The organism is Paraburkholderia sp. SARCC-3016 (assembly GCF_031119615.1).
GTDB lineage: Bacteria > Pseudomonadota > Gammaproteobacteria > Burkholderiales > Burkholderiaceae > Paraburkholderia.
Genome location: NZ_JAVHZD010000027.1, coordinates 41,268 through 55,655 on the forward strand (window position 1 = coordinate 41,268; position 14,388 = coordinate 55,655).

Annotated in this window: 14 protein-coding genes; 8 read left to right on the forward strand and 6 right to left on the reverse strand. The window is 63.4% G+C overall.

Annotation, left to right across the window (positions count from 1 at the left end; all coding sequences use genetic code 11):
* The first annotated feature begins 302 nt into the window (after positions 1-302).
* Positions 303-938 carry a LysE family transporter gene (locus tag QYH69_RS25090; RefSeq protein ID WP_308834431.1) on the forward strand — a complete coding sequence of 212 codons (636 nt, stop codon included), beginning with the start codon at positions 303-305 and terminating at the stop codon, positions 936-938.
* A 32-nt stretch (positions 939-970) separates the two neighbouring features.
* On the opposite strand, the gene QYH69_RS25095 is transcribed toward QYH69_RS25090, so the two are convergent.
* The 3 genes from QYH69_RS25095 to QYH69_RS25105 all read right to left on the reverse strand — a co-directional run bounded on the left by QYH69_RS25095 (position 971) and on the right by QYH69_RS25105 (position 3,803).
* Complete coding sequence (locus QYH69_RS25095) at positions 971-1,393, reverse strand: hypothetical protein (protein ID WP_308834432.1); 423 nt, start codon at positions 1,391-1,393, stop codon at positions 971-973.
* A gap of 170 nt (positions 1,394-1,563) precedes the next feature.
* Complete coding sequence (locus QYH69_RS25100) at positions 1,564-2,760, reverse strand: cytochrome P450 (protein ID WP_308834433.1); 1,197 nt, start codon at positions 2,758-2,760, stop codon at positions 1,564-1,566.
* A 107-nt stretch (positions 2,761-2,867) separates the two neighbouring features.
* A complete protein-coding gene (locus QYH69_RS25105) occupies positions 2,868-3,803 on the reverse strand; it encodes a 2-hydroxyacid dehydrogenase (protein WP_308834434.1) in 936 nt (311 codons plus the stop codon).
* A 1,215-nt stretch (positions 3,804-5,018) separates the two neighbouring features.
* On the opposite strand from QYH69_RS25105, the gene QYH69_RS25110 reads away from it, so the two are divergent.
* From QYH69_RS25110 to QYH69_RS25125, 4 genes are read left to right on the forward strand one after another with little or no spacing between them, the layout of a single operon-like run.
* Positions 5,019-5,888: an ABC transporter ATP-binding protein gene (locus QYH69_RS25110; protein ID WP_308834435.1), complete on the forward strand. Its 870-nt coding sequence runs from the start codon at positions 5,019-5,021 to the stop codon at positions 5,886-5,888.
* The gene (locus QYH69_RS25115; protein ID WP_308834436.1) at positions 5,885-6,700 is read left to right on the forward strand and encodes an ABC transporter permease; all 816 of its coding nucleotides are present in this window, start codon (positions 5,885-5,887) and stop codon (positions 6,698-6,700) included. The genes QYH69_RS25110 and QYH69_RS25115 overlap by 4 nt, the downstream gene beginning before the upstream one ends.
* On the forward strand, positions 6,682-7,668 hold the full coding sequence (locus QYH69_RS25120; protein WP_308834437.1) for an ABC transporter substrate-binding protein: 987 nt from the start codon (positions 6,682-6,684) through the stop codon (positions 7,666-7,668). Before QYH69_RS25115 ends, QYH69_RS25120 begins: the two co-directional genes overlap by 19 nt.
* A 35-nt stretch (positions 7,669-7,703) precedes the next feature.
* Positions 7,704-8,999, forward strand: a complete 1,296-nt coding sequence (locus QYH69_RS25125; RefSeq protein WP_308834438.1) for an amidase — start codon at positions 7,704-7,706, stop codon at positions 8,997-8,999.
* Positions 9,000-9,025: 26 nt separating this feature from the next.
* Here QYH69_RS25125 and QYH69_RS25130 read toward each other — a convergent pair whose 3' ends face one another.
* Positions 9,026-9,256 carry a hypothetical protein gene (locus tag QYH69_RS25130; RefSeq protein ID WP_308834439.1) on the reverse strand — a complete coding sequence of 77 codons (231 nt, stop codon included), beginning with the start codon at positions 9,254-9,256 and terminating at the stop codon, positions 9,026-9,028.
* 693 nt (positions 9,257-9,949) lie between these two features.
* On the opposite strand from QYH69_RS25130, the gene QYH69_RS25135 reads away from it, so the two are divergent.
* From QYH69_RS25135 to QYH69_RS25145, 3 genes are all read left to right on the forward strand, one after another.
* Positions 9,950-10,744 (forward strand): aspartyl/asparaginyl beta-hydroxylase domain-containing protein, encoded by a 795-nt coding sequence (locus QYH69_RS25135; RefSeq protein WP_308834440.1) that lies wholly within the window; start codon positions 9,950-9,952, stop codon positions 10,742-10,744.
* A 115-nt stretch (positions 10,745-10,859) separates the two neighbouring features.
* On the forward strand, positions 10,860-11,939 hold the full coding sequence (locus QYH69_RS25140) for a DNA topoisomerase IB (RefSeq protein WP_308834500.1): 1,080 nt from the start codon (positions 10,860-10,862) through the stop codon (positions 11,937-11,939).
* Positions 11,936-12,337 carry an NUDIX domain-containing protein gene (locus tag QYH69_RS25145; protein ID WP_308834441.1) on the forward strand — a complete coding sequence of 134 codons (402 nt, stop codon included), beginning with the start codon at positions 11,936-11,938 and terminating at the stop codon, positions 12,335-12,337. Before QYH69_RS25140 ends, QYH69_RS25145 begins: the two co-directional genes overlap by 4 nt.
* 48 nt (positions 12,338-12,385) lie before the next feature.
* Here the strand turns inward: QYH69_RS25145 and QYH69_RS25150 are convergent, their stop codons facing one another.
* Positions 12,386-12,679 (reverse strand): DUF4148 domain-containing protein, encoded by a 294-nt coding sequence (locus tag QYH69_RS25150; protein WP_308834442.1) that lies wholly within the window; start codon positions 12,677-12,679, stop codon positions 12,386-12,388.
* A 232-nt stretch (positions 12,680-12,911) separates the two neighbouring features.
* The gene (locus QYH69_RS25155; RefSeq protein WP_308834443.1) at positions 12,912-14,351 is read right to left on the reverse strand and encodes an MFS transporter; all 1,440 of its coding nucleotides are present in this window, start codon (positions 14,349-14,351) and stop codon (positions 12,912-12,914) included.
* Between the last annotated feature and the right edge of the window lie 37 nt (positions 14,352-14,388).

A 14,388-nucleotide genomic window follows, 5' to 3' on the forward strand; every position in this document is an offset into this window, starting at 1 on the left:
CCGCTCATAACCCGGCAAAAGATCGCGCGCCGGATTGCCAGGCAAACACGCGAATCACGCACCTATTCCGTTTTGCATGAATGGCCGCGATCCGACGTGTTTCCTGCCCGCCGGCGCGAAAAGATAGTCAGCTACGCGAAGCGATCGCGCGAAAGCGCAGGCGCGCCCCCGCCGGCGCTTCATTTCACGCATCGACATTCACGCCTCGCGGTAAACTTGCCTTGTGACATCGCCAGCGCGGCTCTACCGGCCGCACGCACGCACGCATCTACCTTGCCGAACCCAAACGCAGGAAAACGACCTTGCAACTTCATATCTGGATTACCTACGCGCTCACCTGTTGCGCGATCGCGCTGTCGCCGGGGCCCGGCGCCGTGCTCTCGATGAGCCACGGGCTGTCGTACGGCGGCAGGAAAACCACCGCCACGATCATCGGCCAGGAGCTCGGCCTTGCGTTCGTGCTGCTCGTTGCCGGAGCCGGTGTGGGTTCACTGCTGCTTGCCTCGCTCTGGGCGTTTTCCGCGGTGAAGATCGGCGGCGCTGCCTATCTGATCTATCTGGGCATCATGCAATGGCGCTCGAAGCACTCGCCTGCCGAAGCCGATTCGGCTGCGGCCCCCGTCACCTCGTGGCGCAAGCGCTTTACCACGGGCGTGCTGACCAACGCGACGAATCCCAAGGCGATCGTGATCATGGTCGCGGTGCTGCCGCAATTCATCGTCGCGCATGAACCACTCGTGCCGCAACTGATGGCGATGACCGTCACGATGATGATCGTCGACACGACCGTCATGCATGCCTATGCCTATGGCGCGAGCGCATTCAGGCGCATACTGCGCGGCGAACGCGCGATCCGTACGCAAAACCGGGTGTTCGGCGGAATTCTGATGGCGCTCGGCGCAGGGCTCTTTTTCGCGCGGCGTGCGCCGTCGGCCTGAGCCGCGGCAGAATTGCAGCGCCCGCCAGTCGCTTAGGGCCGCTCGGTAAGCGGCCCATCCACATCGATTTTTCCGACCGCGCCCGCCGGCCCTTTCACAGTCAGCGGCCCGCGCACCTCGAGGTCGCCCCGAACGACGAGCGGCCCCTTCACCGTCAGCGGTCCGTAGAAATTGTTGTCGCCGGCGCGGCGCTCCGCTTCGTCCGGCTGCAACTGCGCGACGCGTTCGGCCGTGAGCGGACCATGCACCGCAAGATTTCCTCCGACCTTAAGCGGCCCTTCCACCATGACGGGTCCGCGCACCACCGCCGAACCGAGAATGTTAAGCGGTCCTGTCGTGACCGGCTCAGCCGACGCCGGAAATGACGCGCCGATTGAAACGAAACCGCATGCGGCAAACCATACGAATGAAGCCGTGATTGCGCACCTCACGGTGCGCGCGATAAAGTCAGTCACGATGCCTCCCCAGGCATGAGCCATAAGCTACGAGCCATTTCATCGGCGGCCGCGCCGCAAGTGCGCCGCGCACGTGTCATCCGTTCAGTTCAGTCTACTTGCGTGAAAGGCGCATGACAAACCGCCGCGCGCTGCGCTACCGCCGATCTACCGCCGATCTATCGCCGTATCTACCATCGCGCATCGAGCGACGTCACGCCACGCAGATTGCCGCGCCGATTCCAGCTCAGACTATCGAGCCCGGTGAGTTCGAGCCCCGGCAAGCGCTCGAGCAGCACGCTCAGCGCGCTTTCGAGCAGAACCAGTGCCATCCGGTGACCAAGGCAGTGATGAATGCCGCTGCCGAAGGTCTGCAGGCCGCCTACGTCGCGCTCGATATCGAGGCGCTCCGGGTTCGCGTATCGCGAGGGATCGCGATTTGCCGAACCGAACATCAGGAGGACCGATGTTCCGCATGGCACTTCGACACCCGCCATTTCGACATCTTCGAGCGCCGAGCGTATGGTGGTCTGCGCGGAGCTGTCGTAGCGCATGCACTCGAGCACTGCCCCGCGAAGAAGCGCCGGTTTTTCTTTCAGTAGCGCGAGTTGGTCCGGGTGACGATGCAGCGCAATCAGCGCGTTGCCGATCATGTTCGACGTCGTTTCATGGCCGGCAAGAAACAGCAGGATCGTGTTCGATACGATTTCGTCCTGCGACAGCGTCTCGCCCTCTTCTTCCACCGTCAGCATCATCGAAATCAGATCGCTGCCCGGGCGGCGGCGCCGCGCTTCGACCACGCAGTGGAAATAGTGCTCGAGATCTTCGTAACCCGCGCACGCGCGCCCGAGGTCATCGGCATTCATCGGCGCGACGTCGATCACCTTCGCGACGGCGCTCGCCGCCACGCCCAGCTGCATTGCGTCTTCGCCAGGAATGTCGAGCATCTGTCCGATCATGCGCAGCGGCAGTGGAAATGCGAATTGCGTCACGAGATTCGCCGTTTTTTCGCGTTCGAATGCGTCGATCAGTTCACGAGCTGCCTGCTGCGCCGTTTCCTTCATCGCCTCGACCTGCCGCGCATCGAACGCCTTGACGATCAGTGCGCGCTGCCGCGTATGCGATGGCGGATTCATCACAAGAAACATCCGGCTGAAGCCCTGAAAGATTCGCAGATGCATCGCGTCGTCGCCGTAACGTATGCGGATGCTTTCGGGGTAGTTCTTGCCGAAGCGCCGGTCGTGCAGAATCGCTTCGATCACGTCGTAGCGCCCTGTAATGACGGCCTTCGGACCGATGCGAACGAGCGGTCCTTCGGCACGCAGTTCTGCGTAGAACGGGTAGGGATGATCGAGGAAGTCAGCGGTGGTGAGATCAGCCAGTTTCATGGAAGCTTCCGCGAAAAAGACACCCGGTAAAGACACCCCGGCTGGGCGGTTTATTCCGGTGCTTTTCTGGGCCGATGCAATCGCATTGCGCCGCGCGCTCCGGCCGGTCAAATCGGCGTCAACACCGCTTCGCCGGCGAAATGACGCGTCGCATTGTCGATGAAGTTGCGGACTGACGCGGTAATGGCCTCGGGCGACGTGCCGGCCACATGCGGCGTCAGCACGACATTGCGCAAGCGGATCAGCGCTTGCGGCGGCTCAGGCTCGCCTTCGTACACGTCGAGGCCCGCGCCGGCGATCGTTCCGCTCGCGAGCGCATCGGCTAGCGCCGCCGTATCGACCACGCTGCCGCGCGACACATTGACGAGAAAGCCGCGCGGCCCGAGCGCCTCGAGCACCGTGCGGTCGACCATATGCTGCGTGGCGGCGCCGCCCGGCGTTGCGATCACGAGGTAATCGCACCATCGTGCGAGTTCGACGACATTGCCGAAATAGCGAAATGCGGTATCGGCGCGCGGCTTCCGGTTGTGGTAACCGGTTTCGATATCGAAGCCCGCCGCTCGGCGCGCGACTTTCATGCCGATATTGCCGAGGCCGACGACGCCGAGGCGTTTGCCCGACACGGTCGGCGCCATCGGCAACTGTGTGCGCCATACGCCTTCGCGTGTCGCGCGGTCGCGATAGGCGATATCGCGCACGGCGGCGAGCAACAGCGCAAACGCATGATCGGCCACGCAATCGTCGTTGGTGCCTGCGCCATTGCATAGCACGATGCCGCGTGCACGCGCATGGTCGATCGCGATGTTTTCGTAGCCTGCCCCGAGCGCGCTGACGAATTCCACTTTCGGCAACTGGTCGAGTTCCGTCGCCGTGAGGCCGGTCGTGCCGTTCGTCAGCACGGCGCGAATCGCGGCGCCGTGCGTGCCTATCGCAACGCTGCGTTCAGCGGACGTTGCGGCATAAACGATATCGAAGTGCGCCGCGACTTGCGCATAGCTGTCGTTATGAAGCGGGATCAGCACCAGCAGTGAAGGTTTATTCATGTTGCGGTTCGGGCATGGAAACGAAAATGGGCTAAACGGAAAGATCGAACCAGCAGACGCCGGACTGACGGGCATGCTGAACACGCGAAGTGTAGCAGCGCGAGTACGCACGCCCCCGGTCGAAACGCATGGCGAAAACGCCGCGCAAGGCGTTGCCGAACTATGCCAATGCGATCGGCGCGCACGCGAGCGAGTCATGGTCACACCGACGTCTGCCTCGACACCATTCGTCGCCAATCGATTCTCGCAAAACCATACGGTCGGCCTGCGCGAGGCCCGCTCGCTCGAGCAACGTTACTGCTAGCGGAACGCCGCAGCAAAACGCGCGACAGCGATCGGCCAGAAATCCGCAGCGCACACGCGCAGGCGTCTGCACGGGCACGCGCGATGCTGATTCGACGAGGTCAATCGAACCAGGGGAACGTGATGACCATTCTTCATCCGTTGAGGAACGCAGACGCAGCGGTAGCGGCTCGCGTTCGCGCCGGGCGCGGGCACGTCGCCGCGGCTATGTGCGTGGCCGCTGCATGCGGCGCCCTGCAGATCGCGTCGACTGCTGCGCACGCGCAGCAACCAATGCCGAGCGTGCCGCACTCGCCGGAAAACGGCGCGGCGGCCTCGGCCCCCGCGCCGGCCCCGTCGGGCTCCGCCGTGCACGAGTCGCAGGCGCCGCAGGCGAAAGATGCGAAGGGCGCGAAGAAAGGTCCGACGGCAGGGTCGAAAGGAAAACCGGCGGGCGCGGGAGGTTTCGATAACGGACTTTACGGAACCGGTGCGGGCAGTAACCAATGAGGTGCATCAGCACGCGCACTACTGAAGTGCGCGCGGTTGCATAGGTGAGTCAGGCGCGGCGACAGGCAACGCCGCTTGCGCGCTTCGCGTTCAATGCAACATGCGCGGTGCAACAAGCGCCGCGCTTTATAAGCGTGCGTCGCGCACACTTTCGGCTACGCACTCTTGCACCATCATCTGCGGCTCTACGCGAAGCCCGCACTTCCAAGGCGCACGTCACGAGCCTTCCACAGCACCTTTCGGTATTCCACTAAACACGCACAATCGGACCCGATTCTTTTTTTGATCGGCTTGCCCGCTTATTTTGAGCCGTGCATTGTCTATTGTGCATCGCGATATCCCAGACAGCGGATACTCGTCGCTGCGGCCGCCTGCGCATGTGCGCTCGCGGAATCGAAGAACATTTTCGATGCCCGAATTCCGATGCTGACCAATGCTTCTGTTTTACCCGAGCCCGCCGCGCGCGGTGCGAACACGCTTCCCGCACGGCTGCATGTAGCCGAACTCACTCATACATTCGAAGCCGAAGACGGCGCAGCCGTACCAATCTTCTCCGGACTCGACTTCTCGGTCGGCAGCGGGGAAATCGTCTCGATCGTCGGCCGCAGCGGCGCCGGCAAGAGCACGCTGTTCAATCTGATCTCGGGGCTCCTGCCACCGCAATCGGGCCGCATTGCGATCGGCCCGCGCGCCGACGGATCGCCGGGACGCATCGCTTACATGCTGCAGAAAGACCTGCTGCTGCCGTGGCGCTCGGTGCTCGAGAACGCGGTGCTCGGCATCGAACTGTTTCGCAAGGTCACGCCGCACGATTTCGAACGCGCGCGGCACATGCTCGCGCGCTATGGCCTTGGCGCCGTCGCCGATGCCTATCCGCACTCGCTGTCGGGCGGCATGCGCCAGCGCGTCGCGCTGACGCGCACGCTGCTCGTGGAGCCGACACTCGTACTGCTCGACGAACCGTTCTCCGCACTCGACTACGAAACCCGCCTCGCACTCGAAGACGACGTGATGGCGCTGCGCGAGACGAACGGTACGAGCGTCGTGCTCGTCACGCACGACATCGAGGAAGCGATCGCGATGAGCGACCGCGTGATCATTCTCGGCGGCCGGCCCGCGCGCATCGAACAGTCGCTCGATATCGAACTGACCGTCGAGGGCGCGCGCAATGCGATCACCGCGCGCGAGGCGCCCGAGTTCCGTACGTGGCATGCGCGCATCTGGGGTGCGCTGCGCGGCCAGGCAGCACACGCGGTTCAACTGCGCGACGAGCGCAAAGGAATAGCAGCATGAGCGAAGCGATCCTGACAAGCGCGCCGGTAGCGGCGCGCGCCAAGCGCCGCAAGCCGCGCAATCTCACGAGCACCACGGCGGTCACCGCGATCATGATCGCGCTCGTGGCGCTGTGGCAGGTCGCGGCCGCGCGCGGCTGGATCAACGGCCAGCTGTTCGGCTCGCCCGCCGGCATCTACAAGAACGCGCAAATCGGCCTGACGCAAGGCACGCTGATCTCCGACACGCTGGTCACGTTGTACGAGACGGTGGTCGGCCTCGTCGTGGGCAGCGGGCTCGGCATCGCTCTCGGCCTCCTGCTGTGGTTCGTGCCGCGCGTGTCAGGCGTGGCCGAAGGCTTCTCGGTGCTGCTCAACAGTATTCCGAAGATCGCGCTCGGGCCGCTGATCGTGATCTGGTTCGGTTCCGACATGACGTCGAAGGTATGGCTCGCCGGCATCTCGACCTTCGCAGTCGCGATGATTTCGTCGTGTGCGGCCGCGCGCGAAGTCGACCGCGATCTGCTGAACCTGTTCCGTTCGTTTAACGCAAAACCGTCGATGATCTTTCGCAAGCTGATCGTGCCGGGCGCGCTGCCGTGGATTTTCTCGACGCTGCGCGTGAATATCGGCTTCGCGCTGATCGGCGCGGTGGTCGGCGAATACATTGCGTCGCAGGCGGGACTCGGTCACGAAGTGTTCGTCGCCGGGTCGCTGTTCGACCTCAATACCGTCTGGCTCGGCATTATCGTGCTGACCGTGATGGCCACACTGCTCACCTGGATCGTCCAATACGCTGAAAAAAGGATCGTTGCATGGAAAACAAAACGATGAAGCGGTTCATCCGCCTCACCATACTTTCGCTCGCTACGGGGTTGACGTTTGGGGCTGCGCACGCCGCGCCGCCCGAAAAAGTTGTCGTCTATCAGGCGTTCCAGTCGATTCAATATCTGCCGCTCTATGTCGCCATCGACAAGGGCCTGTTCACCAGGCATGGACTCGATGTGCAGAAGGTCACGGCCGGCAGCGGCGCGGCCGGCGTCGCCGCCGTGATCGGCGGTCACGCGGACTTTTCATTGCAGGACCCGATGACGGCGATGCTCGCGAATCTCAAGGGCGCCTCGCTCGTGAATGTCGCGAATGTCGTCGCGGGCGTGCCGGTGTGGGTCATCGCGCCGGGCAATTCGCCGCTCAAAACGCAGACCGATCTCGCCGGCAAGAATGTGTCGACCGCGCTGCCGCCGACCACCAGCACCTATCTGCTGCAGCGCCTGATCAAACAGGAAAACATCGCCGACGTGAAGCTCAATACAGTGCAGATCGGCACGGAACTGTCGCCGGTCAGCGCAGGCCGCTCGGACGCCGCTGCATTGTACGAACCGCAAGTCGACGAAGGGCTCGCCTCGGGCTACAAGATCGTTTATGCGTTCCCGAAGGCGTATCCGGGCGGCTATGCCTTTTCGACACTCGACACGCTCGCGTCGACGATCAAGGACAAGCCGAAAATGGTCGCGGCCTTCGTGAAAGCGATTGGAGACGCCGAAGCGCTGATCCAGTCTTCGCCCGACACCGCGAAGGAAGTGGCGCGCGCCGAGTTCCCGACGCTTTCGCAGACAGTGGTCGATAATGCGGTGGGGCGCCTGATCGCCCAGAAAATCTACGCGCCAACGCCCGAGATTTCAGAGCAGGCGTTCCGTAATGCGCTCGACTTGCAGGAATATATCGGCAACATCAAGCCGGGCTCGGTGACGTACGCGAACGCAGTCGACAATTCGTTCGCCAAGGCAGCGGCCGGAAAGTAGACGCGCAAGCAGATTCTGGAACAACCACCACCGTTATGAACTTCGAATCCCAGCAGCCTTGGGCCGCCATGCTCATCGAAAGCCGCGGCGATGCGCAGGCATGCGCGTCGCGGCTCGATCGCGCGCGGGCGCGTGCCGACGAGCGCGACGCGCAACTGAAAGCCTTCACCTACCGCCCCGAGCGTTACGACGGCGTCGGGGCCGCCGCGGGCGGGCCGCTCGCCGGCATGCCGATCGCGGTGAAAGACCTGATCGCGACCGCCGACATGCCGACGCGATACGGTTCGCCGGCTTACGCCGATCATCGGCCGACCGAAGATGCGGCGATCGTCGCACGAATTCGCGCGCAGGGCGGCATCGTGCTCGGCAAGACCGTGACGACCGAATTCGCATGGCGCCATCCGGGCCCGACCGTCAACCCATGGAACGCACTGCATACGCCAGGCGGCTCGTCGAGCGGCTCGGCCGCCGCCGTCGGCGCGGGTATCGTGCCGCTCGCGGTCGGCACGCAGACGCTCGGCTCGGTGATCCGCCCCGCCGCGTACTGCGGCGTAGTCGGCTACAAGCCGACGCACGGCCGCATACCGACGGAGGGCGCGCATCCGCTGTCGCAATCGCTCGACCATATCGGCTTCTTTGCCAACCATGTCGATGATGTGGCGTTCGCGCATGCTGTTCTCGTCGACGAGAAACCCGACGCCGTCCAGTCGCTCGATGCGTGGCAAACCTATTTCGCAGCGCGCCGGCCGCAATCGATCGGCGTGATCCGCACGTCGATCTGGTCGCGCGCCGACAGCGAACAGCAGGCGAATTTCGAAGCGTCTCTCGCGATACTGCACGCGGCCGGCGTCAAAACGCTCGACCTCGATCTGCACGTGGACCTGCCCGTCATCATCGATGCCTTGCATACGATCGTGCAGGTCGAGGCATACCGCAACATTGGGCCGGTCGCGGCGGAACATCCGGACAAGGTCAGCGAGAAGATGAAAGCGCTGCTCGCAGACGGCGCTGCTGTGCCCGCGGCGAAATACCTCGACGCGTGCGCGCTGCAAAAGGAGCTGTCCGCACAGTCCGCGGCGTTTCTCGGCGGCTGCGATCTGGCCGTGTCGGTGCCGGCGACCGGCGGCGCGCCGCGCGGTCTCGACGACACGGGCGATGCGACGTTCTGCGCGGCCTGGAGTTTTCTCGGCATGCCGGCAGTGACGATTCCTTCGGGACGCGCCGCGAATGGCTTGCCGCTCGGTTTCCAGCTGATCGGCGAGCGCGATGCGGACCTGAGCCTGTTGCAATACGCCGCGTGGGCGCAGGCCACTTTGCCGGCGTTCCGTTAAGGTAACGCCGGCACCGGCCGGCGTCTTCAATCGGGCAGGATCTCTCCCGGCGCCTGCATCATGTCGAGCGTATAGCCCATGTTGAAATAGCCGGCGCGCGCATACATGGCGATGCGCTCGAGGCGCTCGCCCGCCTCATGCGCTTGCGATGAATGCGGTGCCGCAGCGTCGCGTGACTTGCCGCCGTCTTCGTCGCGGTGCGCGAATCCGATCGGCTTGAGCAAGCCGGACCATCTCTTCTTCATCGAATGTGGCATCGCGCGCTCCATCGCCGGCATCGTTTCATTGAATCTAGTCGCTATCCGGCAGGAATCCAAACAAGTATTTCGGGAATGGAATGCGTCGATCCCGTAGAACCGGAAGGCGGCCTGCCGCGCCATACGTTGCCGCGGCAATGTCACGCGTCGTCAGATCTCATTGCGCGACAACGGCCGCATCAGATCATCGAGCAAACCGATAATCGGGTAACGTCGTACCGATCGGCTTTCCTACTCGGATTTGCATTCCAGCCCTCAGTCCGACCGTACCGTGACTGCAGATACACGTTGACGGTAGGCAAACAGACGATCGAAATGCCGGTCTTCGCGTAATTCACAGAAGACCGGGAGCGTGATGCTCGCCCGCCTGTCGTGGCAATCGAGGTTCGTCCGTATCGCAACCACGCCGCGCGCCGACGCCGACAGCAAGCCGAACTCCATCCGCCGCCGTACATCGGCCGCGGCCCATCGAATGGAGCGGTCTCCACCGCGACCGCTATTCCTTGCCTCGCGAAGTACTTTTTACCTTCGCACCTGAAAGGATTACCGAGAATCCAGCGCGTCTTTGCATGACCAACCGTTCGGAACCCTACGGTTGTCGCGCGACCGATACACTTCCTGACGCCAACCCTCATTTAAACTGTCATCAAGCCCACGATAGGCATCGCCGCTTCGATTTCACGCGAGGTTGCGATGAAGAGCAAAGACCTGATGTGCTTCGCCGCGTTGTCCGCGCTAGTGTACGCACGGCCGGCAGCGTTTCCGGTTATCGCGGGCATCATCGCGGCAGGGGTGTGCGACTTCCAGCGCAGCCGGCAATTCGACGCGGTCAGCTGGCGGCGCTACTTCCTCGGCAACGGCACGCTAACCTGGGTACTCTCGCCCTTCAACCTCCTGATCGATATGTTGTGCCGGCGCAATCTGCGCGTCTACGAGCTGGCCGATCTGCCCGCTGCGCACCGCGAAGAAATCAGCGCGATCATTGCCGCGTTTCGCGAGAACTTCGTACTCGTTCAATCGCTTGCGTGCCAGATGCCGGGCAAGAAACGCGGCATGTGCTTTTTGCGCTGGTACGGGCGGCGCCTGCCCGGGTCGCTGCGCATACCGGGCCTCGATCGCGACTTCGATTACGTGCAGACCATCGGCTGCTCGGTGTTCAACCAGCGCCAGCGCACTTCGGTGCACTACGGACCGTTGCGTCTGACGCTGCGCTGTCTCTACAATCTCGACCCGGACCAGCACGGCGAAGCATTTATCGATGTCGCGGGCAAACGGCATTACTGGCGGCACAACCCGCTGTTTATCTTCGACGACACGCTCGTGCACCAGTCCGTCAACGATTCGGACCGCTTACGCTATTGCGTGTTTCTCGACGTGCTGCGGCCGAGCCCTTTGACGCCGGTGCTGCGCATGCTCGTCAAAGGCATCGGGGGCGGCATTCTGTTTGCGCGTCGCGTGTTCTACGCGAACTGGGACATGCTGCGCTAGCCCGTGCGGTGCCTGCTTCCACGTGACTTTCTCTGACTCGGGCACGCCGATTGCACGACGACTTGCGCCCTTCGTGGCAGTGACCAACCAGACGGGAAGAACGCCAGTGAAAACCATGACGCGCGACACGGCGCAGGCCATCGCCGCGGCCATGCCGCCTGACTTGCCTGCAGGTTTGCGATACGTGGACGACACGCGGCCAGGCTATACGCGCAAGAAGATCGCGCACGGCTTTGCCTACTTCGACACGCGTGGCAAGCGTATCGAAGACGAAACGGTGATCGCGCGGATCAATGCGCTCGTGATTCCGCCCGCGTACACGAATGTGTGGATTTGCCCCGACTCGCGCGGACATATCCAGGCGACGGGGCGCGATGCGCGCGGGCGCAAGCAGTACCGCTATCATCCGCAATGGCGCGAAACCCGCGACGCCGACAAGTTCAGCCGCATGGCCGCGTTCGGCCGCGCCTTGCCGAAAATACGCGCGCGCGTGCAGCGCGATCTCGCGCGCAACGGCATTCCGCGCGAGAAGGTCATCGCCGCCGTCGTGCATCTGCTCGACCACACGCTGGTTCGCATCGGCAACGCCGAATACGCACGCGAAAATCAGTCATACGGACTGACGACGCTACGCAAGAAACATCTGAAAATGCAGTCAGGCGAAGTGCGCTTCCGTTTCGTGGGCAAAGGCGGTATCGAGCACGACGTGCCGATCGGCAATCCGCGCGTCAAACGCATCGTGCGCAAATGCGCGGAGTTGCCGGGCCACGATCTGTTTCAATATATCGACGAGGACGGCACACGCCGCACGGTTGGTTCGGCCGACATCAACGACTATCTGCGCAGCGTGAGCGGCGCCGACTTTACGGCGAAGGACTATCGCACGTGGGCAGGCAGCGTGTTCGCGATGGCTACGTTGCGCCAACTGGTCTGCGAAGACGCCGCGGATGCGAAGCGCCATATCGTGGCGACGGTAAAGGAAGTCTCGACGCTGTTGCGCAATACGCCCGCCGTCTGCAGACGCTGCTATATTCATCCCGAAGTATTCGCCGCTTTCGACGCGGGAAAGCTGACTGACTTGCCGCCGCAGACAGCGAGGCGCCATTTGAGGGTCGACGAAATCGCCTTCGCGGCGCTGCTCGCGCAGGTCGGAAAGCGCACGGGCGCGTCGCCGAAAAGGAGACTCCGGTCATGAAAAGCCGGGCAACTGTCGTTTGCGTCAGAGACTCCGCGATTCTGCTCGTGTCGAAACCGCAGTCGCGATGGGCACTGCCGGGCGGCAGGATCAGAACGAACGAGCTACCTGCCGATGCGGCGCGCCGCGAGGTTGCGGAAGAGACCGGCGTAATAGTCGACAGGATGGTGTATCTCTTCCAGTTCCGCGGGCTCAGCACGGTGCATCACGTGTTCTGGGCCTCGCTGCCTGAAGGCGCGGCGCCTCGGCCCGGCGAGGAAATCACGCGTTGCGGATGGTTCGCGCACGCAGACCTCGTCACCCTGCCGACCAGCGTGCCGACACGCGAAATCGTGAGGCTCGCGCTCGAGCCTCACAGCGCGCTCGCCGGCATGTGCGCCGCTTCAATCGCCGGCTGACAGCCGCTTCCCGCGGCCGCTGATCTTTACCGCGCTCTTACGGCGCTCTTACTGCGTATCGTCGCCCTGATAGAACGTCCGTCCGGACCCGGTGATTTTCGCCGCGGACGCGATGCTGTTGTACGCGCCGTCGGATCTCATCGTGTCGAGGCGGCGCTGCGCCGCCTGAACGTTTTCCGGGTACGCGGTCGAATCCGACGTCGACGGGTTGTAGCCCGCGATTTGCAGGGCGACCACATCCTGCCGTACCTGCTCGCGCGTCAACGGCGCATTCGACTGCGCATAAGCGCCGAGCGGCAGCAGACAGATGGCGCAGAGCACCGAAGCTTTCGTTACTTTCATGGCGGTCTCCCGTCGGGGGTTGTAGCGTAAACCCCGATTTTACCGCCTGGGCGCGACGAACGGCTGCAGCGCGCGTCGAAACCACACGCGCGCTCGATGACAGCCGGTTACACGACGCGCCGGTTGCGCCCTATCCGGTGCCCGTCACGGAGATCTGTTGCTTCGGATTCAGCTTTGCCGTCATTGCAACGCATCCTGGTTCGTCGAACGAAAGATGGCTACCCATCGAATCTCACGGCGCAATCTCTTCGAGGCTGCGCTCGCGCGTCTCGGTCATCTTGAGCGCGCAGATCGCGCCGACCACCGCGACGAGCGCGAACATCGAGAAGACCGACCCGATACCGTGCTTGTGCAATAGCAAGCCCGCGAGCGACGGACCGACCGCCGACGCGAGCCGCAACCATGACGTCGCAAGGCCCGTACTCGTCGCACGCATCCGCGTCGGATACACCTCGGGAGTGTACAGATACAGCACGGCCGCAACCGAACCGACGATGCCGTAACTGACGGTGGCGAGCACCATCACGCTCCATACGTCGTGCGCGCCGAAAAACCTGAGGCATGCGAACAGCACGGCCGCGACGCAGAAGGCGGACACGGTCCAGTTACGGCGGCCCACACGATCGATCACATACGCGCACACCAGCAGCAACGCGACCTGCGCGACATTCGTCATCGACGCCGCGCGCAACGCCGTTTGCAACGGCAAGTGATAGACCGAGCGATACAGCGTGGGCAGCCAGTTGTTCAGGCTGTTCGCAATGAAAAACGCGCTGGCCCACAGCACCCAGACGATCAACGTGCGGCTGCGATAAAACGGCGACAGCAGTTCGCGCCAGCCGGCGCGCGCATTTTTCGATACGCTGCCGCGTGAACCGGAGCCCGCATGCGCCGGCTGCTTCGCCGCCGTCGGCGCAATGCGCCTGTCGGTGCTCGCTTCCATTTCCTTGACGATCGCTTCTGCTTCAGCGAGCCGGCCTTTCGCAATGAGCCAGCGCGGCGATTCGGGCAAGCGCGACACGAGCACTGCGATCAGCAGTCCCGGCACGGCGCCGATCCAGAACATGATTTTCCAGCCGACCAGCGGCACGAGCCACGCGCCGATCTGTCCCGCGCCCATCAGTCCGAGCGGAAAGATCAGTTCGTAAAGCAGAAAATACTTGCCGCGGCCGTGCGCATTGGACAGCTCGCTGATATAAGTCGCCGCGACCGGCATTTCCCCGCCGACGCCGATGCCCTGAATGAACCGGCACGCGAGCAGCATCGGAAAGCTGCCGCTCAACGCGCAGCCGAGGCTCATCACCGACATGATCGCGATCGAGATCGTCGCGCTGCGAATGCGCCCGCGGCGCTCGGCAAACCAGCCGAATATCAGCGCGCCGATAAACTGCCCGACATAACTTGCGCCGATCAGAATGCCGATCTGCAGCGGCTCGATATGCCACAAGCCGATCAGCACGGGAAGCACGAATGCAATCGACAGCGCGTCGAAGGCGTCGAAGAATGTCGCGCTGCCGACGATGATGCGTGCGCGCCGGTGCCATCGCGAGAACGGCACGCTTTCGACTCTGCGCACGAGCGCCGCGCTCGCGGCATCCATCGCCGTCTGCGCGACGTGTGCGCCGGTGTCGACCGACCTCACGGCGCGGTGCAGCGTGTTGCCCTCCTGCATTTTTTGTCTCCATGGTTTTGCCGGGCACCCGCGTGCG

Excerpts from the sequence above, each read along its gene's own strand:
- QYH69_RS25100 (WP_308834433.1), bottom strand. The coding sequence starts at position 2,760 with ATGAAACTGGCTGATCTCACCACCGCTGACTTCCTCGATCATCCCTAC.
- QYH69_RS25105 (WP_308834434.1), bottom strand. The coding sequence starts at position 3,803 with ATGAATAAACCTTCACTGCTGGTGCTGATCCCGCTTCATAACGACAGC.
- QYH69_RS25110 (WP_308834435.1), top strand. The coding sequence starts at position 5,019 with ATGCTGACCAATGCTTCTGTTTTACCCGAGCCCGCCGCGCGCGGTGCG.
- QYH69_RS25115 (WP_308834436.1), top strand. The coding sequence starts at position 5,885 with ATGAGCGAAGCGATCCTGACAAGCGCGCCGGTAGCGGCGCGCGCCAAG.
- QYH69_RS25120 (WP_308834437.1), top strand. The coding sequence starts at position 6,682 with ATGGAAAACAAAACGATGAAGCGGTTCATCCGCCTCACCATACTTTCG.
- QYH69_RS25125 (WP_308834438.1), top strand. The coding sequence starts at position 7,704 with ATGAACTTCGAATCCCAGCAGCCTTGGGCCGCCATGCTCATCGAAAGC.
- QYH69_RS25130 (WP_308834439.1), bottom strand. The coding sequence starts at position 9,256 with ATGCCACATTCGATGAAGAAGAGATGGTCCGGCTTGCTCAAGCCGATC.
- QYH69_RS25135 (WP_308834440.1), top strand. The coding sequence starts at position 9,950 with ATGAAGAGCAAAGACCTGATGTGCTTCGCCGCGTTGTCCGCGCTAGTG.
- QYH69_RS25140 (WP_308834500.1), top strand. The coding sequence starts at position 10,860 with ATGACGCGCGACACGGCGCAGGCCATCGCCGCGGCCATGCCGCCTGAC.
- QYH69_RS25145 (WP_308834441.1), top strand. The coding sequence starts at position 11,936 with ATGAAAAGCCGGGCAACTGTCGTTTGCGTCAGAGACTCCGCGATTCTG.
- QYH69_RS25150 (WP_308834442.1), bottom strand. The coding sequence starts at position 12,679 with ATGAAAGTAACGAAAGCTTCGGTGCTCTGCGCCATCTGTCTGCTGCCG.
- QYH69_RS25155 (WP_308834443.1), bottom strand. The coding sequence starts at position 14,351 with ATGCAGGAGGGCAACACGCTGCACCGCGCCGTGAGGTCGGTCGACACC.